Below are 21,822 nucleotides of genomic sequence, written 5' to 3'. Positions count from 1 at the left end.
GCCATCCCCACACTGCCAGGAGCCGGCAAAAGCCGGACAGCCTGGCCCGGCGCTGCTCAACAGGTCCGCCGGGGTACGGGGCTGTCCCGGCCGGTGCGCCGCCTTGGCTACTCGCGTGGCTACTCAGCCTGCGAAGGTGTAATCGCGTCGGCGCACCGGCGGGTGTTCAGTCGTGCTGCGACACCTGGAAGCAGGCGACGTCATACTGCGAGACGGACTTGGGGTTCCTCGAGTTCTGCGGCTGTTCCCCCGCGTAGTGCGTTCCGGCGACGCTGTCGCCCTCAATAAACGGGGAACCGTTACCGGGAGCGTCGGCGGAGCGACCCGGCCTCGTGTCGTTGCCGTCTTCGCCGCACTCCACACCCGGCTGGCCGGTACCTGCGGGGTTGGGGGCGGCGAATGCCGCACCGCCGGTCGCTGCGAGCCCGACCGCGAGTACGGCGCTGCTGGCACAGACCAGCGCGGCACGTGCAAGAGTTCTCATGTCTTCCTTTCATGTCGTGGACGCCAGCCCACGTCGACGCGCCACTGAGAAGCAGCGGTCGGCAGGGAATTACGGCTCCGGTCGAGCTCGAACCTATGACCGTTTTGCCCTCTACACGGCACTTTGCGGATTTTCCCTGGGCTAGCGCCTACTCGAAGACGACGAAGGGCGTCCGTCATGTACGACGAACGTCCTGGTCGATAAGGGTGGACCTCATCGCCAAGAACCCAGCCGTGCCAGTCACCCTCGCCACCGTCCGTCGGCGGCGAGGTAGGAATCACCTCATCCGCGTCCCTTACGACGAAGGCGTCCGACGCAATCCCATCCAGCCCAGCCTCGTCCGCATCCGCCTGGTCCACTCGGGCGATCAGGTCCTTGACCGCCGGGTGGTCAACCGGCAATCGCTCGACGTCCCCACCGATCGGAACGAAATCGGCCAGGTCGAGATAGGACAGCCAGGCCGGGCCGACCGCCTCAACCGGCTCAAGCGCGGTGATCGGATCCGATTGCCGCAGGGCGAGTCGAACCCGATCAACCATCTGATCGTCCGGAACGGTCGCAAGCGTCGCCCCTTCGATCCGGACAATGCCCACCCAACCCGGCGGACACAGCAACGACTCGGGCGAGACCACTACACAGGTCTCGATCCCGCCACGTGCCGGCGGAGGTCTTCATCATCCGTTCGACTATTGCGCGGGCGGATGCCTCGTTGGGGTAGTCGTACGAGACCTCTTGCCCTCCGTCACCACCGATGCGGCCGCGGACTCGCCAGTGCCGGCCATCGGAGACCAGCCAGATGTCGCGCCGGGCCATGCGGCCCCAGCTCCCGTTCCACCAGCGCCCGCGTATCTCCACCGGCAGCACTCTAGTCGAACACACGTTCGATCTGCCGGCTGCCGGCATGTCGGGTCTCAGGACCTGCGTGGCAGAACAGTCTCAAGATGTGGGTGACACTTCCGGCTAGCCGGGTGGTGACGGCGGCTCGGGCGGGCGTCTGCGGGCGCGGGCTGCGTCGGATATGGCGATCCCGGTCAGGACGAGGGCAGCAGCGGCGGCGACCACGACTGGCGGCAGGGGGAGCATCGCCGGTGTCAGGGCGGCCAGCGCAAGGACGCCGATCGGTCGGGACCGGGACACGCGGCCGAATACCGCGTGCTCGAAGTGGGCGCGCCCGGCCAGGTACAGCGCGGGTCCGCCGAGGATGACGGCGATCCAGGCCGGTGGGGTGTGTCCGAGTGGATGGGCGATGACAAGTTCGTCGCCGACGGCTGCAGCGACCACGCCGGCCACCATGACCAGGTGGGCGTATGACGCCGATCTGGCGAGGCGGACCGGGTCGGCGGACACGGCAATCGCTTCCGCCAGGACTTGCCCAGCGCGGTAGATGTAGATCCGCCACAGCAGCACGGTGGTCGCGATCGACACTGCGAACGCGGCGACCCCGTCCGGCGCGAAGCCGCTGCTGCTCAGCGCCAGTCCGGTAACCAGGATCAGCTCGCCGAGCGCGATGATGAAGAACTGCCGGTAGCGCTCCGCCAGGTGCTCGCCCGAGATCACAAGGTCTTGGCTGGGCGTACGGCCCGCCCCCGGGGTGGGGAAGCCGATTCTGCCTGCCGTGTGGTCAAGGACCACCGCGAGTGCCCACAACGCGCCCCGCGCCGTACCGTGCACGAGCGCCCCCGCGATCCACGGCAGCGCCGACAGGCCGTACCAGAACAGCCCGCGCACGCCGGTGCGCTGCAGCTCGTGGCCACGCAGAACGGCCACGAGGACGAGCCCGCGGGCGAGCTGGATGGCGACGTAGGCGCCCGCGAAGATCAGGCCCGTGTCGCCGAATGCCTCGGGCACCGCGGCCGCCATCACCAGGCTGCCGACCATGGTCGCGATGACCAGCGCCTGGATTACCGGTCGTTGCGGGTCCACCCGGTCGGTTAGCCACGCGGTGCTGGACCAGACCCACCACATGGCCCCCAACAGCACCAGCGTCCGGAAGGCACCGCTCCACCCGAGATCCTCGGCCAGGCCGCGCGAGAGCTGAGTGAGCGCGAGGACAAACACCAGGTCGAAGAAGAGTTCCAGGAACGTGGCCCGCTGTGGATCCCCGGCTTTCCGCACCAGCTCGGCCCTGCTCGTCGTCATCGGCTCGCCCGTTCTGCCAGCTCTGCTCCAGGTTTGGGGGCATTCTGCCATGCGGCAGCGGCGGGTGACCGCGGACGTGCTGCCGTGGACTGGATCGAGCGACCCGCGTTACACGGACGGGCGACGGTCGAGGCCGGTGAGTTCCTTCCATCCGTCGCCGCGGGTTCGGATTAGCTCGTCGACCTTGGCCAAGCGTCGGGCCGGTGCTACAGAGGGCGGAGTGTCACCCAGGTCCTGATACCGATATGTCACGCAGGTCCTGAGACCGGACAGCCGGCTGCCCGCGATGTGGACGCTCCTATTGATGTCAAGGCTCGTCGCCGAAGTGCCCAAAGCCGTCCGGGTCGTCCAGACGGGGAGTGCGAGCGATGTGGCGCTTTGAGGCACCGCGGGATCTCGGTCTTGGTCTTGCCCTCGGCAGTGCGGCATGCGACGTAGTGGGTTGATGGCAGTGCATCCGCCGGCAGGCCTGCTCCGGGCCGCGAGTGAGCAAGTTCTCCACCGGTGGACCAGGGTTGGCCATCGGCTGGCGGCCACGGTTGAATCGCTGGTTCGACGCCTCGAACAGACCAGGAGACCAATGACTGCCACGTCGTACACCCCGTCCGGCATCGCGTACGACCGCAGCGCGCCGCAGGAGGGCGGCCTGCCCGTCGTCTTCATCCACGCGGGCATCGCCGACCGGCGCATGTGGGACCCGATCTGGGGCGACCTGGCCGCCGACCGCACGGTCGTCCGTGTCGACCTGCGCGGCTTCGGGGAGTCGACGACCCGGCCGGACGGGGGGCTGGACCACGTCGCCGACGTCCTCTCGACGCTAGAGCATCTGGGCGTCACGCGGTGCCACCTGGTCGGCGCCTCGTTCGGTTCGGGCGTGGCCACGGAGGTCGCCCTGACCCGGCCCGATCTGGTGCAATCGCTGCTGTTGTGCCCGCCCGGTGGCAGCCTGCTGGCCGAGCTGACGCCCGATCTGCGGCGCTTCTTCGACGCCGAGAAGGCGGCCCTGGCCAGTGGCGATCTCGATGCTGCGGTCGAGGCCAACTTGACCACCTGGGTCGCCGGCCCCGGCCGCAGCGTTTCCGAGGTCGAGCCGTCGGTGGTGTCCGCTGTCCGGCTGATGCAGCGCAATGCGTTCGAGATCGCGGACTCGTGGGGCGAGGTCGACGAGGCGGAGCTGGAGCCGCCCGCCCTGGAACGGCTGGGCGATCTGGACCTGCCGGTGCTGGTGCTCGTAGGCGGGCACGATCTGGACACCACCCACGACGCCGCCCGCCGCGTGTGCGCCGGTGCGCCCCGTGCCCGGCGGGTGGATTGGGATGACGTCGCGCACCTGCCGTCGATGGAACGGCCGGTAGGTTTCGCCGCCCTCGTCCGCGACTGGACTGCCGGGGAAAAATCCTCCTCATAGACGGACTGGCGGCCGTAACGGCGAGAAACGCCGACCAGGTCAAGCAGCAGGTGGGACGCAGCTGTAAAGCATCAGGCGGGACACGGTGCAGCGTGCCTGATCTGGCTAAGAGTTCCTAACAGAAATGATCTACGCCTCTTCCGCCCTTTGTGGATAGTGGTCTACGATGTCTGGCCGTGAGGCGTGGTGAGCAGCCGCCGTGGATCGTGCCGGACGGGTTGTGGCAGCGCATTGAGCCGTTGCTGCCCAAGCCTGTGCTCCGCGATCCCCGGCGTCCGGGACGGAAACGGATCCCGGATCGGCAGGTGTTGTCCGGGATCCTGTTCGTGCTGCACACCGGCATCCAGTGGGAGTTCCTGCCCCAGGAGCTCGGGTTCGGGTCCGGGATGACCTGCTGGCGGCGGCTCGAGGAGTGGAACCGGGCCGGGGTGTGGCAGCAGCTGCACGAACTACTGCTCGCCGAGCTGCAAGCCGCGGGAAAGCTGGACTGGTCCCGGGCGGTCATCGACTCCTCCCACGTCCGTGCGGCCAGACGCGGCCCAAAAGCGGACCGAGCCCGGTCGACCGCGCCCGAGCGGGCTCGAAGCACCACGTCCTGACCGAGGGCGCCGGCATCCCCCTGTGCGCGTCGCTGACCGGCGGCAACCGCAACGACGTCACCCAACTGCTGCCGTTGATCGACAAGGTCCCAACGGTCCGCGGCCGGCGAGGCCGGCCCCGCCGGCGCCCCGACGAACTGTTCGCCGACCGGGCCTACGACCACGACAAGTACCGCAAAGCCGTACGGGCCAAGGGTATCCGTCCGCGGATCGCTCGCCGCGGCACACCACACGGCTCCGGGCTGGGCGTCTACCGGTGGGTGATCGAGCGAACGATCGCCTGGTACCACGGCATGAAACGGCTCCGCATCCGGTGGGAACGCCGCGACGACATCCACGAAGCCTTCCTCAGCCTCGCGACATGCATCATCACGTACCGACACGTCGTACGACTTTGTTAGGACCTCTTAGAGCCTGGTAAATAAGGGTTTTAGGTGCCTTGGTGGCGGGCGAGGCGGCGGGTCATGACGATGATCATGGCCCATTGGACCATCGCGGCGTGGTGGTCGGGTAGCCGTTCGTAGTCGCGGACGGTGCGTCGGCACCGGTTGATCCAGGAGAACGTGCGCTCGACCGCCCATCTGCGGTGCAGGACGACGAAGGTGGTCTGCCCGGCGAGCTTCGCGACGATCTGCACGGTCAGGGTGAGGTGGGCGGTGGCCCAGTCGACGAGCCGGCCCGCGTAGCCGCTGTCGGCCCAGGTCAGGCTGATGGTGGGGAAGCAGGCGCGTAGCGCCCGCAGCAGGGGTCGGGCGGCGTCGCGGTCCTGCACCTGCGCGCCGGTGACCAGGACCGCCAGCAGCAGTCCGCAGGTGTCCACGGCGATGTGGCGTTTGCGGCCGTTGACCTTCTTCCCCGCGTCATAGCCACGCCCGCCCCGGCCGACGGTCTCCGCGCCCCGTACCGACTGGGAGTCGACCAGCGCAGCCGTCGGCTGCCGGTTGCGACCCTCGACCTGTTCGCGGACCTGTTCCCGCAGGCTGTTGTGCATGCGGTTGAGCGTTCCGTCGCGGGTCCAGGTCGTGAAGTAGTGGTAGACGAGCTTGTGGTGCGGGAAGTCGGCAGGCAGCGCGTCCCACTGGCAGCCGGTCCGGTCGAGGTAACGGATCGCGTCCACGATGTCCCGGCGGGGGTAGGTGATCGGCCGGCCGCGTCCGCTCCCGGCCGGCACGTGCGGAGCCAGGACCTGCCATTCGGCATCCGAGGTGTCGGACGGATAGTGCCGTGGCCGGGCGGTGGGCAGGTGATCGTCAACGGTGGCCGGGGTGGCGGATGCGGCGACGCCGGCGACAAGGTATACAGACAGGGTTGGGCCTTCGGTCGTGCTGGTTTAGTCGCCTTTGCTCGTATCCGAAGGCCCTTCCCTATGTCACGTCGCCACGCCGGGGCCGTCACGATTGTCGATCTTCGCCAGGACCGGCGACCGCCCGAACCCCTTATTTACCAGGCTCTTAGAGCCGCGATCAGCTCACCAGCGGGAACGATGCTGGGCACCTGCTTACCCGGCCTCTTGGGCTGCCATGGCTGGTCGCTGCTCGACGACGTTTCACACTGTCTTGTGCCCCACGTGTGCCCCGGCTGTTGTCCGGTCAATGTGAAGGTGGCCGCTGCTCATCGCTCTGAGCTGGTATTGGCCAGGTTGACCTGGACGGCTCGGAGCCTGGTCGTCCGGGTCAACCTGGCCATTTCTTGGTCGTCAGGCCGATAAGGGCGAGGGGCATCCAGGCGGCGGAATAGCCGAACGCGACGGTGAGTGAGACGGCGGTCCAGAGGATGCTGGCGACCGCGCCGGGGTGAGAGTGAACGTCACACCCTTCTCAGCTCAACGACCGTATCGGAGGTTGAAAACCCCGTCAGGATTCACGCCACCTCGATGAGAGTCGGTTCAGACGGACGGTGAACGACCGAGTTCAAGAGTACCGATGGACCCCTCCGCTTCCACATTCATGTCCGAGAAGAGGGTCCGTCCAAAGCACACCGACCACGAGTTCGCCGAAACCCCCGATGACGGGCATGCCCAAGTGCCCATGAGAGAGCCAAAGGTGTGGCTCAGGCTGAGGAATGCCGTCGTGGAGTAGAGGCTGGATCGGTTGTTACGCACGATCACTGCCCCCTGTACGTAGGCGCCTCCTCCATTTTGCGTCCTGATCGCGCAGACCTGCGCGAGCACATTGGTGGTGACCGTCTTGGTGCCGGCGCACTTCCATAGGCTGGAGCTGGACGTGATCGGGTTGGTGTTGCCGTAAGCAACCCAGGTGCCGCTCTCCGCCGCGGCGGCGGGGCCGGCGGTTGCCAGACTTAGCCCGAGAACAGCAGTGATGACAGCTGTCAACCCTGCGACCACCCGTGCAACTCGCATGTTGATCCCTTCTGGACCTTGCTAGGACGAGGCTGGAGCCTAATGGGTCCCGTCGATTTCCAAAAGATCTTGCTCGCATTGACTTTGTTCTTATAGTCTGTCTGGCTGGTTAGCATCCTGTTTGACAGGCAGTCGTTACCTGGCTTTGCCGCAGGCCGCGGGCATGATCAGGAGTCGGTTGGTTGCGGGGATCATGACCGCCGACGGTCGGACGCGGGTCGGCCACATCATGGTCACGAAACAGCATCGGCCGGGCTTCGACGTGACGCCGGCGGGTAGCGCGGTACGGCCCCCGCCCTACTGCGCGCGTTGGCTTCTGAGGCAGGGCGGCTGCCGAGGCCCCTCGGAGAACCGGCCACTCCAGAGCAGGGCTTTAGACATTCGACGAGGCTGTGGTGGGGATGCGGCGCGCGCACTCCGGGCAGGCCCCTGGCCTGCCGGCAACGCCGGCCCGAGGGGTCGCAGAGGCTCCGGGGTCAAGGGCGGCCTGCAGGGCCGTCGCGCAGCGACGCGAAGCGCCCTTGACCTTGGAGGGGCGGCCCCGCATCCTCCGCGCCGCATCCCCACCACGGCCGGCGGTGACTTGCCCGACGGCGCGGCGGTGCCACGGCCGCCGCGCCCCGGCCGGCTGCCAGCCCACCACACCCCGGTCAACGGACTGTCGTTCTGCGGCGGCCCACCGGGCCTCCCGCTGTCCGCGCCAGCCGCCGGGCATCAGGCGTGACGGCCGCAGAGCGACAGCGGCAGCGGCCGGCGCGCGCCCGGGCGGCGGCGCGTGCGGCCCGCCAAGGGCCGCCTTGATAGACGTACAGAAAGTCCTCCCACACCGGGCGGCAGCCGGCAGCCGGCAGCCGCTGGAGTCACCTGGTGGTCCTGCGCCGGGTGATGGTTGACACCGTGGCCTCAAACAGGGCGGGGCAGCGCCCGACCGAGGGCCATTGACCTTTGCCGGGAATGCGCGGGGGCTGGTCGCTGTGGTGATTGGGGCCCTGGTCGGGGGTGCCCCACGGTACCCGGACACAGTGAAGGGCCCTCAGAACCGTTCTGAGGGCCCCTACACGGGTGGGCTAGCCGAGTTGCGGATACCCCGGCCCCTTGCGCGCCTGGCGGTCTAGGCGATTGGGGGCGGGGGACCAGTCAAAACTGTGAAAGGCCCGTTATCGAGGATGGGGTACTCGGATTCGCCTGCAAGCAGACACCCGTTGCCCCCAAGGCCCGGGGCGGGCCCGCGGCCGGTGCAGACGTCCGCGTTCATGTCCACGATGAGGGTGCTGGTGTGAGTGCCGGGGCGAAGCGGATGAAAGACAGGAGACACGGGTACGACGAAGGGCAGCCCGGCGGTTCCCGGCGGCAGCACAACATCACCGGGAACCACCCCGGATTGCAAGATTTCCGGGCCCACCGTGACGGACTGCTCTTGGGCGGTCCCGGCGTCGATCACATAGCGGGCGCTCTTAAAGTTGTCGATAAAAGCATCCCGTTCGGTCTCCGTCGCCGTGATCCAGGGCGGGACGGCCCGGACCCACTGGTCCCCGACCAGCGCCGTGCGGCAGCCAGGCCCACCGGGGGGGTCAGCAATATCGTCGGTCGCGGGCGCAGGAGGGCCGATGATCCGTTCGCTGACGCCGTAGCGCTGGTTTAGATCCAGCCATTGCTCGCTCCCTCCGAAGAAAGTGGGGCTGGTGCACTTGTGGGTGCGGGGTGGCCCTGCCTCGGCGACGCCGGGCATAAGACCCACGCTTAACGCCAGCGTCGTCAGGATTGCCCCCGCTTTCGCGGACCGCAAGACAGCAGTAGTCAAGGTTTGACCCCCTGTAGCTCGTAGGTTGTTTTCCCTGTGGTCGTGCGCCTCGGCTGGCGCGTGAGGTACCGGGGGCGGACCTGGCTCACGCCCGCGCCGCCCGGTTTAGGTGTCTTTGACCGAAGCTAGCCTGCTGTCGCCTTCCCGCCGAGGATTTCGGGCGCCTTCACCCCCGCGAGTCCGGCTCAGCACTCTCGGATCAGCCTGGCGAGGCTACTTTCGGTTTCCACGCAGCACAGTTGAAGATGGCACCCCGCGCTCACCACGGGCTCATACCACGCTCACAGCCGGCGCATGGTCGGCTCAACGATTCAGGGCGGGCCGACCAGGGCTCGCTAGTCATCGCGCACGGAGTGTGGCGAGAGCCGGCTTGTAGACGGCTTGCTGGGTGCAACGGTCGCGCCGGAGGTTCAGGCAGTGGCAAAGCCCAGACCGACTGAAGTGCTGGGCGGATGCTGAAACTTCTGCTGAAAAGAATCTTGATGTACCGCAACGTTCGCTGAGAACCGACACCTACGAGTCGGCCGCCAGACCTCCGAGCGGCTACCCTGACACGAAGATCGTCTAGCTGGACGTGTCACGCACGTCCCGAGACTGGTCTGTCACGGAGGTCCTGAGACCCGGCACGGGCGGCAGCCGGCGGGGTCATCAGGGCATGCTGAGCACATGCACATCCCTTGGCGGACCACCGCTGACGTGTTCGCGCAGATCCTGCGGCGGCATGGCGTCGATCAGGACGGTGTGACCGATGTCGAGGCGGCATGGGGTGCGTTCGCTGAGTTCCTGCAACTGGACATCGACGGCCTCGACCAGACTCCGGACTCTGATGCCGATGGCTTCATCATCCAGTGGGGCCGACGGTCCTGGAGCGACAACCGCCTGATTCTGACCTTCACCCGGCAGCTGGCCATCGCTGATGTCGGTGACCACGACGATCCCTACTGGCAGCCCGAACTATGGCAGCTCGACTTGGAGATGGCCTTCGACGACGAGGCCGATCTGATCGGCCTTGACAGCCTCGACGTCCATGACACGGGGTTCAAGTTCGCTCCCACCGGGCCGCTCCGCGCCGCAGCGCTGGCGGATACCTGGGCGAAGGCGCAGCGGCATGCCCCTGTCCGGGCAGCCTGGATCGCGACCCCGGCGAGTAGCGGCTTGTCCTTCGAGTGCGTCTGCTGACACTCAGAACCGCGAGGTGGAGCGGGCTCGCCATTCACTGAAGCGGAGTCACGGCGGGTTGACGTATCGGTACCCGGTGCTACTCTGGCGCTCGTCGAGCACGCCAGCGCGGCCGTCCTGCCGGATCGCTGGACTCGACGTCCGAGATGCTGAGCGGCCTTCCTGCCGCTGATGCGGGCAACGTCCCGCCGGCTCTCGATCGCACCGGCCACCGTGCCGGTTCCCTGAATCCGCTGAGCGGCCCAGCACGGCCTCACGTGCCGTCCACGATGGCCCGGATTCGCGCCTCTCCACGGGTGGGGGCAGCCTGCGGCAACCTGCCGGATGCCGATATCTCAGGCTCCCCACCCGTGCCGGCCCACTCATCAGGTCCAGAGCGTGAAAGGACATGACCCATCGGCGGGAAGTGGCATGACCACGATTCCGCCCTCCGGCGTCAGCCGCCCTCTCGGCGGTGCCAGGAGACACGACGAACACCACCAGCGGACCCATGTCCACGGCTGGTGGTGCTTCGTCTCTCGTCCCTGCCACCTCCTGAAGAGGAGACAGTCGTGTCCACCACCTCGCTCACCCTGTACCGGCCCGGACTCGCCGTCGGCCGTGACGCCCAGGTCCTGCACCGCGCTGCCACGCCGGAGTTCTCCGGCTGGCTGGAGCACACCCGCTCCGCTGGCGGCTGCTCTCGGCCGATCCGCCTCACCGGCACCATCGCGGCCGTCGACCGGAGCACCGGCCGCGTCACCCGCCGGCTGCACACCGACGAGCTGCCCGACCAGACGCTCTACAAGGCGTGCGGCAACCGCCGCGAATCGGTGTGCCCGGACTGCGCCTGGGTCTACCAGGGCGACGCCTACCAAGTCGTCTGTCGCGGACTGACCGGTGGCAAGGGCGTCCCCGCCTCGGTCGGCCGGCACCCGGTCGTCTTCGCCACCTACACGGCACCCTCGTTCGGCGCGGTCCACCACCGGCACGTCCCCCGCCACACCTGCCGCAACCGGCAGCGCTGCGACTGCCGTCCCGCCCCCTGCCGCGCCCGCAGCGACGCCGGCACCTGCAAGCACGGGCAGCCCGCGGTGTGCTTCGCCCGCCACGACGCCGACGATCCGCGGCTCGGGCAGCCGTTGTGCCTGGACTGCTACGACCACGCCCACCAGGTCGTCTGGAACTACTTCTCGGGCGAGCTGTGGCGACGCACCAAGCAGGCCATCGAACGCCACCTCGCCGCCCTCTGCCGCCAACGCGGCATCCCCTTCGTCCGCATCGTCACCACCTCCGGCAAGGTCCGCTGACTGCCACCCGTGCGGGTGTCGCACGGCAAGGTCGCCGAGATGCAACGCCGCGCCGCCGTGCACTTCCACGCCCTGCTGCGCCTCGACGGCCTCGACCCCGACGATCCAGACGCCCTCGTCCCGGCGCCGCCCGGCATCACCATCGACGACCTGGCCGAAGCCGTCCACGCCGCCGCCTCCCGAATCATCGTCACCACACCCCCACACCCCGACCAGCCCGAAGGCTGGCTGGTCGCCTGGGGCAAGCAGGTCGACGTCCGCCGCATCAACACCGCCAGCGGCGAACTCACCGACGATAAGGTTGCCGCCTACCTCGCCAAGTACGCCACCAAGGCAACCGAAGCCACCGGCCACTGCTCCACTCGACTCGCCCCGGCCACCATTGACGGCTACGCCGACCCGGAAGGCGACCACCTCGCCCGCCTCATCGACGCCTGCTGGCACCTCGGACGCCCCACCCCACCGACACCGCCAGCGGCGCCGCAACGGCCAACCGCCGTCAAGCCGACCTTGACACCCAATCCAACGCCTACGCCGGGCTGCGGCGCTGGGCGCACATGCTCGGCTTCGGCGGCCATTTCCTCACCAAAGCCCGCCGCTACTCGGTCACCTTCGGGTTGCTCCGCGACACCCGCACCACCTACCGCCGCACTGAGGACGACGACACCGCAGACGTCATCACCCTCAGCACCCTCAGCTACGCCGGCTCGGGATGGCTCACGGAAGGCGACGCACTCCTCGCCAACACCGCCGCCAGACAGCGACGCGAGAGCAGACGCGTCGGCCGGGAAGAACTCGCCCACGAAGCCTGGCTCATCGGGGCCGCCGCATGAGCCGTGACCTCACCCCACGCTGGTACTCACCCGCAGAGGTTGCCGTCCTCCTCGGTTTCGGCATCTCCAAGGTCAAGATGAAGATCGCCACCGGCGAGCTGCGCTCCATCAAGGACGGCAAGTACCGTCGCATCCTCCCCGAATGGGTCGACGACTACATCCGCGAACAGGTCGAACGCCAGGAGGCCGCCTGATGCCCGGACGCACCCGCGCCAACGGCGAAGGCTCGATCTTCCCCTACCGCAATGGCTTCGCCGCGTACGTCTGGGTCACCAAGCCCGACGGCAGGCGGACCCGCAAGTACGTCTACGGGCAGACCCGCGAGGCCGTCCACGACAAGTGGATCAAGCTGCACCACCAGGCGAAGCAGGGGCCGGTGGCGACCAGCGTCCCGACGGTCGGCAGCTTCCTCACCTACTGGCTGTCGGAGATCATCCAGCCGAACCGGGCACCGCTGACCTACGCGACCTACGAGACGTTCGTCCGCCGCTACATCGCACCCGGCCTCGAGGCTAAGCGCCTCGACCGGCTCCAGTCGCGGGACGTTCAGACTTGGATCAACCAGGTGGCCCGCACCTGCCAGTGCTGCGCCCAGGGCAAGGACGCCGCGCGCCCGAAGGACAAACGGCGCTGCTGCGCGGTCGGCCGCTGCTGCCAGGCCGTCCCGTCGACGCGGACGGTCAGCGACATCCGGGCCGCGCTGCGGGCCGCCCTCACCCACGCCCAGGCCGAAGACCTCATCGCCAAGAACCCGGCCGTGCCAGTCACCCTGGCCACCGTCCGCCGGCGGCGGGGCAAGTCCTGGTCGAGCGATGAGGCGCGGAAGTTCCTGGACAGCGCCTGCCAGGACGAGGACCCGCTCTACGCCGCCTACGCCTTGGTCCTCGTTACCGGACTGCGCAAGGGCGAGGCGCTGGGGCTCACCTGGGAGGACGTCGACCTCGACACAGGAGAGCTGACCGTCGGCCGCCAACTGCAACGCGTGCGCGGGCAGCTCCTACACCGGGACACCAAGACCCAGGCATCCGACGCCACACTCCCCCTGCCCGACATCTGCCTGACCGCGCTAAAGCTACGAAGCGAACAACGCGACGAGGCGCGAGCAGCCGCCGGCAACGCCTGGCACGAAACCGACCTTGTATTCACCACCCGCTACGGCACACCCATCGAACCACGCAACTTCCAGCGCTCCTGGCAAGCCCGGTTCGAGAGGGCGAAAGTCGAGCCGATCACCGTCCACGACGCAAGGCGCACCTGCGCCACGCTGCTGGCCGACCTCGACGTTCACCCGAGAGTCGCCATGCAGGTCCTCCGGCACGCTCGCTTCTCCGTGACGATGGAGATCTACACGCAGGTCTCGTCGAAAGCGACCCGCGACGCGCCCTCAAGCGTCTCGGCGACTCACTCGGCCGCTGATCGTTGCTGTACTTCGCTGCTGTACGGGCAGCAAAAAGGCCACCCCCGAAGCCGGGAAGTGGCCTTTGACCTGCGTGGGCGATACTGGGATCGAACCAGTGACCTCTTCGGTGTGAATGTTGATCTCGTCCGCCGGGGCGATTCAGCCGATGCCATCTGATGTCGTCGCGTGCACTCCACCTACCGTCCGAGGTAGCTCAGCGACAGATGATGCCTGCCTCCTTGCTGACTTCTTGCTGACGTAGCGGCCCGGCATCAGCCGGCTTCTCGGCGGTTGATGTCGGGAACAGATGTCAGGCACAGCGTCCGCATGAGTTGGGCAAGGCAGTCGGCGTTGGTAATGGCTGGTCGCTACTGACTAGCCTTTGACGGCCCGGCCGGCCGGGAACGTGCAGGGTGACGGATTGTTCGAGGTAGCGGGACCCATAGGGTGACCGGGAGCGACACCGCCTACACCCCGTGAGCGGCGCGAGGGGGATGGGTGAGGGCATCCCGGTCATCGTTATCTTTCCCGCCGACGGCTCCCGCGAGCTTGTACGCCGCCGACCGCATCCGCGTCGGCCGCCGGCCCACGTCCGGCCCAGGTCGCTCTCTCTAGTGGCCGCGCATTAAGGACACCCGCTTGCTCAGAAGGGGCTCCCGTCGGGAGTCGCCTTCAACCTCCTGTCGGGCATGGGCCACCGACCGTTTTGTTGCTACGATGTCGGGACTCTGGCCCACCCCAGCCCGTTGGAGCAGTCTTGTCCGATTCACAATGGACGCAGGCCGATAAGCTTTTGCAGACCTGGCTAACGCGTGCGCGGGAAGGGCAGCATTCGCACCATGAGGCCGGAAAATTCCTCAAACGAGCTAACTACTGGCTGGCAGTTCCCGTAATTGTCATTACCACTACTTTGGGTACCGGCGCCTTCGCCACGCTAACGAGTAGCGTTCCCGGATTCTTGAAGATAACGTTCGGCGTACTCAGCATCACCGCGGCCATTTTGTCTGCCCTGCAGATCCACCTCCGATTCCCCGAGAGAGCGGAAAAGCACAAAACTCTAGGCGCGCAGTATGGAAACGTTCGCCGGCGCATCGAAGCTATCCTAGCTACGCCTCACCAAGAGCGTGGAGACCGTCAGCCATTGCTTGATGAAATTCGGGGGAAATTCGATGCCCTAAGCAGTGAGGGAGACGTGGTGTCTCGGCGAATATTCGACAAGACCTTGGCACGGTTGGACGCGCGCGACAAGCAGCGTGCAAGCACGAAAGGAGTTTAATACCTACCACAGACTCTTCATCTCTAGCAGCAACTCCTCCGGTAAGTGGCTGTTCCAGACGTCTGTGAGTAGCATGGGAGCCGTACTGAGGCGTTCAAAAATCGCTATCCCTTCCGGTTGACCCACTAGCACGAATGAGCCTTCCGCGCCCTGTACCGTGCCGAAACTAGACGCACGAGCTGTGAGCTGGGGTTCGGCTTGGCTAACGCATGATCGGTTCGTGACAGTTCGGCTGCTGTATCTGATCATGGTTCGGGTGTTCGGCTGGCTCGCTCTCCTTGCCAGGAGCGATGCCGCCAAGACAGCAGAGCTGCTGGTGTTGCGGCATGAAGTCGCCGTGTTGCGCCGCCAAGTCGGTCGGGCGAGGCCGTCCTGGCCGGATCGGGCCGTGCTGTCCGCGCTGAACAGGCTGCTGCCCCGCGCACTGCGTGAGCACCGGATCGTCACCCCAGCCACGCTGCTGGCCTGGCACCGCCGCCTGGTCAAGCGGAACTGGACGTATCCGAACCGGTCGGGTCGTCGGCCGGTCAGCGACGAGGTGCGTGATCTCGTCGTGCGGTTGGCCCGGGAGAACCCTCGCTGGGGGCATCGGCGCATCCAAGGTGAACTGGTTGGGCTCGGCTACCAGGTTGGTGCCGGCACGATCCGCCGGATCCTCGCCCGTACCAGGATCGGCCCGGCCCCGCGAGGCGTCGACACGTCCTGGCGAACCTTTCTGCGCGCCCAGGTGTCCGGTCTGCTGGCCACCGACTTCTTCCACCTCGACACGATCGGCCTGCGGCGGCTGTACGTGCTGTTCGTGATGGAGGTCGCCACCCGCCGGGTGCACATCCTCGGCGTCACCGAACACCCGACCGCCGCCTGGACCGTCCAGCAGGCCCGCAACCTGGTGATGGACCTCGACGACCGGATCGCGTCGTTCCGGTTCCTGATCCGCGACCGGGACACCAAGTTCGCCGCGTCCTTCGACGAGGTGTTCGCCCCCGAAGGCGTCGACGTGGTCAAGACGCCGCCACGAACTCCGCGGGCGAACTGTTACGCGGAACGGTTCATCCGAAGCGTCCGGCAGGAATGCACGGACCGAGTCCTGATCTACAACGAGCGTCACGCCCGCACGGTCCTCGACCAATACGCGGCGCACTTCAACGGGCATCGTCCACATCAGAGTCTTGCCCAATGCCCACCGAACCACGACCCGGCCGCCGTCCCGATCGACGCCCCGATACGGCGACGACGAATCCTCGGCGGCGTGATCAACGAGTACCAGCGAGCAGCCTGACCTGATCAACAAAGCCCCAGGTCAAGGGCCTGCATCCAATTTTGGCACGGTACAGGGTCAGACTTCCGGCCCGACGCAAGAAGGACACCGACGGGCACGTGCTGTCCCGCGCGGACCTCATCACTCGGCTTCTGCCGGCGCTTCCCGACCGGTACCGCGCCCTGGTCGCGCTCGCCGGTGGCACCGGACTGCGGTGGGGCGAGTGCACCGGGCTCCGCTGGGAATCGCTCGACCTGGCCGGGAAGACGGTCGAGGTGGTCCGGGTCGCGGTCGAGGTCGCGGGCGCTGTCACGATCAAGCCCTATCCGAAATCGAGGGCCGGTCGGCGTACCGTGCCGGTGCCAGACTTCGCCGTCGACCTGCTCACCGCCCACCGCCAGGCGTTTCCAGCTGGCCCCCGAGGTGAGGTATTCACCAACTCGTTGGCCGGTCCGCTGCGCCGGACGCTGTTCCGGGCTCGTGTTTGGCGACCGTCCCTGGTCCGTGCCGGGCTGCTCGGGAACGTGGATCGCATAGGGCACTTCAAGTGGCGGGCGGCCTGGATCGACACCGAGGGCATCCAGTGGTCAGCGGAGTTCGCCACCGAGCGGGAAGCGGTCGCGCACGTGGCGAAGATGGCGCCGAGTGGGCTGCGCTTCCACGACCTGCGGCACTCGTACGCGACCGAGCTGGTGTCGCGGGGCGTCCCGGTCAACGACGTCCAGGCGGTGATGGGCCACGAGAAGCCGTCGACCATGCTCAACCTCTACACCCACCGGTCGGACGGCCGGCACCAACGTATCCGCGACGCGTTTGCTGACGATCCGCTGACGCCCAACGACGACTGACGATGGAATCAGCAAGAGCCACCCTCGACCGAGGGTGGCTCTTCTGCGGTACTTCGATGGTGGGCGATACTGGGATCGAACCAGTGACCTCTTCGGTGTGAACGAAGCGCTCTCCCGCTGAGCTAATCGCCCTCAGCGCCGATGACTCTACCTGATCGAGAACCGAGACCAAAAACCCGGGTCTCAGTGCGTCGCGAGGTAGTGCAGCGCCCGGGCGACCAGGTCGATGCCGAGGCTGTACTTGAGCGACAGCCACACCACCACGGCCACGAAGACGAGGCCGACCGCGCCGAGCACCAACCGGACCGGCAGCGACCGGCTGGTCACCCAGCGCGTCCAGTTGTGTACGTGTCGTCGGGTGAAGCCGAGCAGGCGTCGCGCCCAGTGGAACTCGACCGCCCAGATGCCCAGCCCGGCGATCACCAGCAGCCAGCCCGGCCCGGGCAGCGGGATCAGCGCGATACCGACGGTGACGACGATGGCGCCCGCGATGGCGATGAAGATCTTGAGGGTGATCCGGCCGGTGGGGTTGGCGCGGATCAGGTCGAGGGTGGCGTGCACCCGCTCCCGCCAGCCGCCACGCCGACGCGGCGAGACCGCGGTGCCGGCCCGCTGGCCGGCGGCGCCGGAGGCGCCGCGCGGATCACCGGAACCTCGCTCCGTCGACACCCCGTACCCCCGCCTTTCGGCTGCTCGGGCCGCTCCTTTCGGTGGGTCGGCCGTGGTCGTCGGATCCACTGAGGAACCCCTCGTGACCATTTCCACCCCCAGTGTCGCCCGGGACCGTCACCCCTGCAGAGGACTGGACGTTACCGGAGTAAGTCGACGACTGAACCACCCGATGCCGGGCGGCACCACGGTCTGGGCGGAACGGGCAATCCTACAAGAATATTCACATTCTGGCAGGCTTTCCGACCCTCTTCCCACCACTGGGTGAAGTCAGCGTATGGCGGAGCGTAGCCAGGAGTAGCACCTGAGTATGGGAAAAGCGGGACACGCGCGTTCCGCAGCGGTGCCGGGGGGAGAACGTCCATGAGTGTCATCCGACCGACGACCGTAGAGGTCGAGACGTCGCTAAGGCTCGTCGCACCTGACGCCACCGCCTTGCCGGTGCGTGCCAGTCTGCGTTACGACCCTGCTGACCCGTATGCGGTCCATGTCCTGTTCCACGCCGAATCCGCCGGCGGCGAGGCGGTGAGCTGGTCGTTCGCGCGCGAACTGCTGGTCACCGGGCTCGACGAGCCGGCCGGCATCGGCGACGTCCGGGTCTGGCCGTGGGCCACCCCGCGCGGCGACTTCGTCGCGCTCGCGCTGTCGTCCCCGGACGGCAACGCCCTCTTCGAGGTCCCACGCAGCGTGCTCGTGCGCTTCCTGCGGCGGACCTACGTCGTCGTCCCACGCGGCCGCGAGGCCGAGCACCTGGACGTCGACACGGCGGTGAACCGGCTGCTCGCCGGCCGCTGACCACGCAACCCGGGGCCGCGCGGATCTGCCGAGTCCGCGCGGCTCCGGCCACCACCGATCGGGTACGCCGTGGGCGTGCCCGAATCAGCCGTGCGTGGTGATCCCACCGTCAACGGGGATCACCGCTCCGGTCAGGTACGCCCCGGCGCGGGACGACAGGTAGATCGCGGTGCCCGCCATGTCCTCGGGGCGGCCGATCCGGCCGAGCGGCACCTGCTGCTCGATCGCCGCCCGGGCGGCCGGGTCGTCCAGCGCGAAGGCCATCATCTTGCTCTCGAACGGCCCCGGCGCGATCGCGTTGACCGTGATCCGTTCCCCGGCGAGCTGGTGGGCGAGGCTGCGGGTGAGCATGTGCACGGCCGCCTTGGTGGCCGAGTACGCGTACACCTCCATGAACGGCACCCGGAGGCCGTCGATCGACCCGATGTTGATCACGCGGGCCGGGTCGTCGGCGCTGGCTGCCACGCGCAGCGCCGGCAGCAGCGCGGTGGTGAGCCGGAAGACGGCCTTGACGTTGACCGCCCAGAGCTTGTCGAACGCGGCCTCGGGATACTCCTCCAGCGGTGCGCCCCAGGTCGCGCCGGCGTTGTTGACCAGCACGTCGAGCCGGTCGGTGCGCTCCCGCACCGCGGCGGCCAGCCCCTGCGCGCCCTCGTCGCGGCTCAGGTCGGCGGGGATCGCCTCGCAGCGTCCCTCGGCGGAGAGCTCCTCGGCCACCCGCTCGCAGACGTCGGCCTTCCGCGACGAGATGATGACCTTCGCGCCGGCCTGCACGAAACCCCGGGCGATCATCAGCCCGATCCCCCGCGAGCCGCCGGTGACCAGGACCGTCTTGCCTTCGACCGAGAACAGATCCGTCATGCCCATCCCATCGCGAGTCGGCGGGGCCGCGGGGTGGTCCGCCGACCCAGGCGCTACCGATCGGTAACCTAATTGGCCCGCGACTGTGGCGACAAGCCCGCGCCCGCCGTCCCGGCCTCGAGATGCAAGCTGGGCAGCAGACCGTTAACGTCGGGACGATGGTCACTCCCGGTCAGCTCTCCCCGGCCACCCGTACCAGCCTGTCCCCCGCCGAGGGGGACGCCGACGAGATCACCACCGGCGCGCTCGGCGACCTGCCGGCCGAGCCCGGCTGGCGCCGCCCCGTGCTGCTCGACGCCGACCTGCTGATCCTGGTCACCGGCGGACACGGCAGCGCCGAGCTGGACTTCCGGGCGCTGCCCTGCCGACCCGGCACCCTGCTGCGGGCCCGCCCCGGCCAGGCGCTCCGCTGCCTCGGCGCCCACCTGGACGCGACCGTGGTCCGCTGGAGCGCCGGCACGCTGCGCGGGCTGGACGTCGACCCGGACGCGGTGCCGACGTACCGGCAGCTCGCCGGCGAGGACGAGGACGCGGTGATCGGCGAGGTCACCCAGATCGCGGTGGACGCGGAGCGGCACCGGGGGGTGCCCGCCGCCCGGGCCCTGCTCCGGCACCAGCTCGCCGTGCTGCTGCTGCGGCTGACCCTGCTCGGCAGCCCGGACGAGCGGCGCGCGGCGCGCCCCGAGTTGGAGACCTTCCACCGGCTCTGCCGGGAGGTCGAACGCGGCTACCAGCACACCCGCCGGGTCGAGGACTACGCCGCGCAGCTCGGCTGCTCGGTGCGGACCCTCACCCGGGCCTGCCTGGCGGTGACCGGTCGCAGTGCCAAGCAGGTCATCGACGAGCGGGTGGCGTTGCAGGCCAGCCGGCTGCTCGCCGCCACCGACGACCCGATCGCCCGGATCGGCCGCCGGCTCGGCTTTCCCGAGCCGACCAACTTCGGCCGGTTCTTCACCCGCGAGGTCGGGGTCAGCCCGGGTGCCTTCCGGGCCGCCCGGGAACAGCCGCTACCTGTCCGAATGGTGCGCCCGCGCCCGCCCGCCGACGCGCCGGTGCCCAACGGCCGGGCATGATGACAAGGTGCAGATCTCCGCGCGTGGCGACTACGCGGTCCGGGCGGCCCTGAGCCTGGCCACCGCGTACCCCGCCCTGCTGTCCACCCAGGCCATCGCCGCCGAGCAGGACATGCCCCGCAAGTTCCTGGAGGCCGTCCTGGCCGATCTGCGCCGGGCCGGGATCGTCCGGGCCCAGCGCGGGGCCGAGGGCGGTTACGCCCTGGCCCGCCCACCCCGCGACATCACCATCGGGCAGATCCTCCGCGCGGTCGACGGCCCGCTGGCCGGCGTGCGCGGGCTGCGTCCCGAGGAGACGCAGTACGCGGGCGCAGCCGAGAACCTGCCCCGGCTCTGGGTGGCCGTCCGCGCCGCCGTCCGGCAGGTGGTCGACGAGGTGAGCCTGGCCGAGATGGCCAGCGGGAAGCTCCCCGGGCACGTCCGCAAGCTGATCGCCCGCCCCGACGCCTGGGAACCCCGCTGACCGACCCGGCGGCCGATTCATTTACAACATCAGCTTCATAGCGACCACACCGGCACTCCGCCCGCCCCGCCGGGTCCGGCCCGCCGAGCCTGCATGGCCGGACGGCACCGACCGGCCAGCGCCGACGCCGTCACCACGGCGACGGCCACGGGCCGAATGTGGTGGTGTTGCCGCCGCGGTGTTCAACGAGGGGATCGTCGTCCTCCCTCGTACCCAGGGCGAGGGGCTCGCCGAGCACGATGGTGTGATCGTCGGCCTCGATCCGGCGCACCACCCGGCAGAGCAGCACCGCCAGGGCGTCGTCGATCAGCGGCACTCCGAACGGCCCGGACGTCCAGCCCCGGTTGGCGGCGAACTCGTCGATGCCGTTGGTGGTGAAGGTCCGCGCCACCTCCTGCCGGCCGGCGGCGAGCAGGTGCACCGCCAGGTGTTCGGCCCGTGTCACGGTCGGCCAGCTCGACGACTCCCGGCCCAGGCGGAACGAGACCAGGGGTGGGTCCACCGACACCGGGTTGAACGAGGTGGCACTGAAGCCGGCCGGGGGCAGCGCCGGCAGGCGCCGGTTCGCCGCCAGGCCGGGCACGGTGACCACGGTGACCGTGGCCGCCTGCCGCCGCAGCAGGGTGCGGAACAGGTCCCGGTCGACCGGGCGCAGCTCGACGGCGGCGGCGAGGGTGCGCCGCAGCGGTTGACGGGATGGGGCCATGCGGGAATCTCCTGATCTGTCCACGAATGCGGTGGAGGAAGCCAACGAGGGGCGCGACGGTACGCCGCGCCGGACCGGGCGGAGGAGGTGCGAGGACGGGAGCCGAGCCGGTGGAACCGGTCAGCTCAACAGAGCGCACTCGCGTGTCGGACCAGGTCGACGTGCACGCGAACGGTGAGGAGAAGCTCGTCCCGCTGCGACATGACCTCATGCTGCCGGCCGTTCTTCGGCCCGGTCAACGCCCTTCCACAGTGTGAGATTCAGGCCCTCGGCTTCGTTACAACCGGCCTCCACCAGCATTCACCACCCCTTAACACCTACCCGTTGGATAGAGATTGTGACGAGCGTTCCGAGCGGCGTCCAGTCCGGATCCGACCGGGTTT

At 68.4% G+C, this 21,822-nt stretch carries 18 protein-coding genes, 1 tRNA gene and 3 pseudogenes; 12 read left to right on the top strand and 10 right to left on the bottom strand.

The genetic code is table 11. The annotated features are described in order from the left end of the window. Window positions 1-480: 480 nt before the first annotated feature. Window positions 481-1,077, bottom strand: a complete 597-nt coding sequence (locus tag EV384_RS13910) for a hypothetical protein (protein WP_130333579.1) — start codon at window positions 1,075-1,077, stop codon at window positions 481-483. Between the two features lie 367 nt (window positions 1,078-1,444). Beyond that, a complete protein-coding gene (locus tag EV384_RS13905; RefSeq protein WP_130333577.1) occupies window positions 1,445-2,623 on the bottom strand; it encodes a low temperature requirement protein A in 1,179 nt (392 codons plus the stop codon). 580 nt (window positions 2,624-3,203) lie between these two features. Here EV384_RS13905 and EV384_RS13900 point away from each other — a divergent pair. Together EV384_RS13900 and EV384_RS13895 are read left to right on the top strand one after the other, a co-directional pair. Continuing rightward, entirely contained in the window at window positions 3,204-4,031 is an 828-nt protein-coding gene (locus EV384_RS13900) for an alpha/beta fold hydrolase (protein ID WP_165439932.1), read from the top strand. A 149-nt stretch (window positions 4,032-4,180) separates the two neighbouring features. After that, window positions 4,181-5,031, top strand: a pseudogene (locus EV384_RS13895) (IS5 family transposase). Between the two features lie 29 nt (window positions 5,032-5,060). Here EV384_RS13895 and EV384_RS13890 read toward each other — a convergent pair. The 3 genes from EV384_RS13890 to EV384_RS13880 all read right to left on the bottom strand — a co-directional run bounded on the left by EV384_RS13890 (window position 5,061) and on the right by EV384_RS13880 (window position 8,718). Continuing rightward, a complete protein-coding gene (locus EV384_RS13890) occupies window positions 5,061-5,873 on the bottom strand; it encodes an IS5 family transposase (RefSeq protein ID WP_130332200.1) in 813 nt (270 codons plus the stop codon). A gap of 642 nt (window positions 5,874-6,515) precedes the next feature. After that, window positions 6,516-6,989, bottom strand: a complete 474-nt coding sequence (locus tag EV384_RS34790) for a hypothetical protein (protein ID WP_165439931.1) — start codon at window positions 6,987-6,989, stop codon at window positions 6,516-6,518. Between the two features lie 1,111 nt (window positions 6,990-8,100). Beyond that, a complete protein-coding gene (locus EV384_RS13880) occupies window positions 8,101-8,718 on the bottom strand; it encodes a hypothetical protein (RefSeq protein WP_130333571.1) in 618 nt (205 codons plus the stop codon). A gap of 768 nt (window positions 8,719-9,486) precedes the next feature. On the opposite strand from EV384_RS13880, the gene EV384_RS13875 reads away from it, so the two are divergent. The 7 genes and pseudogenes from EV384_RS13875 (at window position 9,487) to EV384_RS13845 (ending at window position 16,872) form a co-directional block, all read left to right on the top strand. Then, on the top strand, window positions 9,487-9,969 hold the full coding sequence (locus EV384_RS13875) for a hypothetical protein (RefSeq protein WP_130333569.1): 483 nt from the start codon (window positions 9,487-9,489) through the stop codon (window positions 9,967-9,969). A gap of 551 nt (window positions 9,970-10,520) precedes the next feature. Then, window positions 10,521-12,091 (top strand): annotated as a pseudogene (locus EV384_RS13870) (replication initiator). Then, a complete protein-coding gene (locus tag EV384_RS13865) occupies window positions 12,088-12,285 on the top strand; it encodes an excisionase family DNA-binding protein (protein WP_091050912.1) in 198 nt (65 codons plus the stop codon). The pseudogene EV384_RS13870 and the gene EV384_RS13865 overlap by 4 nt, the downstream one beginning before the upstream one ends. Next, window positions 12,285-13,507 (top strand): annotated as a pseudogene (locus EV384_RS13860) (tyrosine-type recombinase/integrase). The gene EV384_RS13865 and the pseudogene EV384_RS13860 overlap by 1 nt, the downstream one beginning before the upstream one ends. Window positions 13,508-14,247: 740 nt before the next feature. Beyond that, the gene (locus EV384_RS13855; RefSeq protein WP_165439930.1) at window positions 14,248-14,766 is read left to right on the top strand and encodes an SLATT domain-containing protein; all 519 of its coding nucleotides are present in this window, start codon (window positions 14,248-14,250) and stop codon (window positions 14,764-14,766) included. 220 nt (window positions 14,767-14,986) lie between these two features. After that, complete coding sequence (locus EV384_RS13850) at window positions 14,987-16,045, top strand: integrase core domain-containing protein (protein ID WP_207232314.1); 1,059 nt, start codon at window positions 14,987-14,989, stop codon at window positions 16,043-16,045. A gap of 41 nt (window positions 16,046-16,086) precedes the next feature. After that, the gene (locus EV384_RS13845) at window positions 16,087-16,872 is read left to right on the top strand and encodes a tyrosine-type recombinase/integrase (RefSeq protein WP_207232313.1); all 786 of its coding nucleotides are present in this window, start codon (window positions 16,087-16,089) and stop codon (window positions 16,870-16,872) included. 57 nt (window positions 16,873-16,929) lie between these two features. Here the strand turns inward: EV384_RS13845 and EV384_RS13840 are convergent. Both EV384_RS13840 and EV384_RS13835 read right to left on the bottom strand, forming a co-directional pair. Then, a tRNA-Val gene (locus EV384_RS13840) sits at window positions 16,930-17,004 on the bottom strand. Window positions 17,005-17,055: 51 nt separating this feature from the next. Next, on the bottom strand, window positions 17,056-17,631 hold the full coding sequence (locus EV384_RS13835; protein WP_130333563.1) for a TIGR02611 family protein: 576 nt from the start codon (window positions 17,629-17,631) through the stop codon (window positions 17,056-17,058). A 273-nt stretch (window positions 17,632-17,904) separates the two neighbouring features. Here EV384_RS13835 and EV384_RS13830 point away from each other — a divergent pair, with 273 nt between their 5' ends. Further along, window positions 17,905-18,336, top strand: a complete 432-nt coding sequence (locus EV384_RS13830) for an SsgA family sporulation/cell division regulator (protein WP_007457244.1) — start codon at window positions 17,905-17,907, stop codon at window positions 18,334-18,336. An 84-nt stretch (window positions 18,337-18,420) separates the two neighbouring features. On the opposite strand, the gene EV384_RS13825 is transcribed toward EV384_RS13830, so the two are convergent. Beyond that, window positions 18,421-19,197, bottom strand: a complete 777-nt coding sequence (locus EV384_RS13825; protein ID WP_130333561.1) for a RhlG family 3-oxoacyl-ACP reductase — start codon at window positions 19,195-19,197, stop codon at window positions 18,421-18,423. A 158-nt stretch (window positions 19,198-19,355) separates the two neighbouring features. Between EV384_RS13825 and EV384_RS13820 the strand changes: the two genes are divergently transcribed. Further along, complete coding sequence (locus EV384_RS13820) at window positions 19,356-20,270, top strand: helix-turn-helix transcriptional regulator (RefSeq protein WP_130333559.1); 915 nt, start codon at window positions 19,356-19,358, stop codon at window positions 20,268-20,270. A 7-nt stretch (window positions 20,271-20,277) separates the two neighbouring features. Beyond that, window positions 20,278-20,733 carry an RrF2 family transcriptional regulator gene (locus EV384_RS13815; protein WP_130333557.1) on the top strand — a complete coding sequence of 152 codons (456 nt, stop codon included), beginning with the start codon at window positions 20,278-20,280 and terminating at the stop codon, window positions 20,731-20,733. A 130-nt stretch (window positions 20,734-20,863) separates the two neighbouring features. Here the strand turns inward: EV384_RS13815 and EV384_RS13810 are convergent, their stop codons facing one another. Continuing rightward, window positions 20,864-21,439: a flavin reductase family protein gene (locus tag EV384_RS13810; protein WP_130333555.1), complete on the bottom strand. Its 576-nt coding sequence runs from the start codon at window positions 21,437-21,439 to the stop codon at window positions 20,864-20,866. A gap of 125 nt (window positions 21,440-21,564) precedes the next feature. After that, window positions 21,565-21,642: a putative leader peptide gene (locus EV384_RS37230; RefSeq protein WP_423202955.1), complete on the bottom strand. Its 78-nt coding sequence runs from the start codon at window positions 21,640-21,642 to the stop codon at window positions 21,565-21,567. Between the last annotated feature and the right edge of the window lie 180 nt (window positions 21,643-21,822).

Origin of the sequence: Micromonospora kangleipakensis (genome assembly GCF_004217615.1) — a bacterium.
GTDB lineage: Bacteria > Actinomycetota > Actinomycetes > Mycobacteriales > Micromonosporaceae > Micromonospora > Micromonospora kangleipakensis.
The sequence above is the reverse complement of the archived record's forward strand: the minus strand, read 5'-3'. Positions and strand labels throughout refer to the sequence as shown.

What these genes read in the sequence shown, in the direction of transcription:
- EV384_RS13900 (WP_165439932.1), top strand. Translation starts at nt 3,204, where the DNA reads ATGACTGCCACGTCGTACACCCCGTCCGGCATCGCGTACGACCGCAGC.
- EV384_RS13830 (WP_007457244.1), top strand. Translation starts at nt 17,905, where the DNA reads ATGAGTGTCATCCGACCGACGACCGTAGAGGTCGAGACGTCGCTAAGG.
- EV384_RS13835 (WP_130333563.1), bottom strand. Translation starts at nt 17,631, where the DNA reads ATGGTCACGAGGGGTTCCTCAGTGGATCCGACGACCACGGCCGACCCA.
- EV384_RS13880 (WP_130333571.1), bottom strand. Translation starts at nt 8,718, where the DNA reads ATGCCCGGCGTCGCCGAGGCAGGGCCACCCCGCACCCACAAGTGCACC.
- EV384_RS13825 (WP_130333561.1), bottom strand. Translation starts at nt 19,197, where the DNA reads ATGACGGATCTGTTCTCGGTCGAAGGCAAGACGGTCCTGGTCACCGGC.
- EV384_RS13905 (WP_130333577.1), bottom strand. Translation starts at nt 2,623, where the DNA reads ATGACGACGAGCAGGGCCGAGCTGGTGCGGAAAGCCGGGGATCCACAG.
- EV384_RS13810 (WP_130333555.1), bottom strand. Translation starts at nt 21,439, where the DNA reads ATGGCCCCATCCCGTCAACCGCTGCGGCGCACCCTCGCCGCCGCCGTC.
- EV384_RS34790 (WP_165439931.1), bottom strand. Translation starts at nt 6,989, where the DNA reads ATGCGAGTTGCACGGGTGGTCGCAGGGTTGACAGCTGTCATCACTGCT.
- EV384_RS37230 (WP_423202955.1), bottom strand. Translation starts at nt 21,642, where the DNA reads ATGTCGCAGCGGGACGAGCTTCTCCTCACCGTTCGCGTGCACGTCGAC.
- EV384_RS13820 (WP_130333559.1), top strand. Translation starts at nt 19,356, where the DNA reads ATGGTCACTCCCGGTCAGCTCTCCCCGGCCACCCGTACCAGCCTGTCC.
- EV384_RS13865 (WP_091050912.1), top strand. Translation starts at nt 12,088, where the DNA reads ATGAGCCGTGACCTCACCCCACGCTGGTACTCACCCGCAGAGGTTGCC.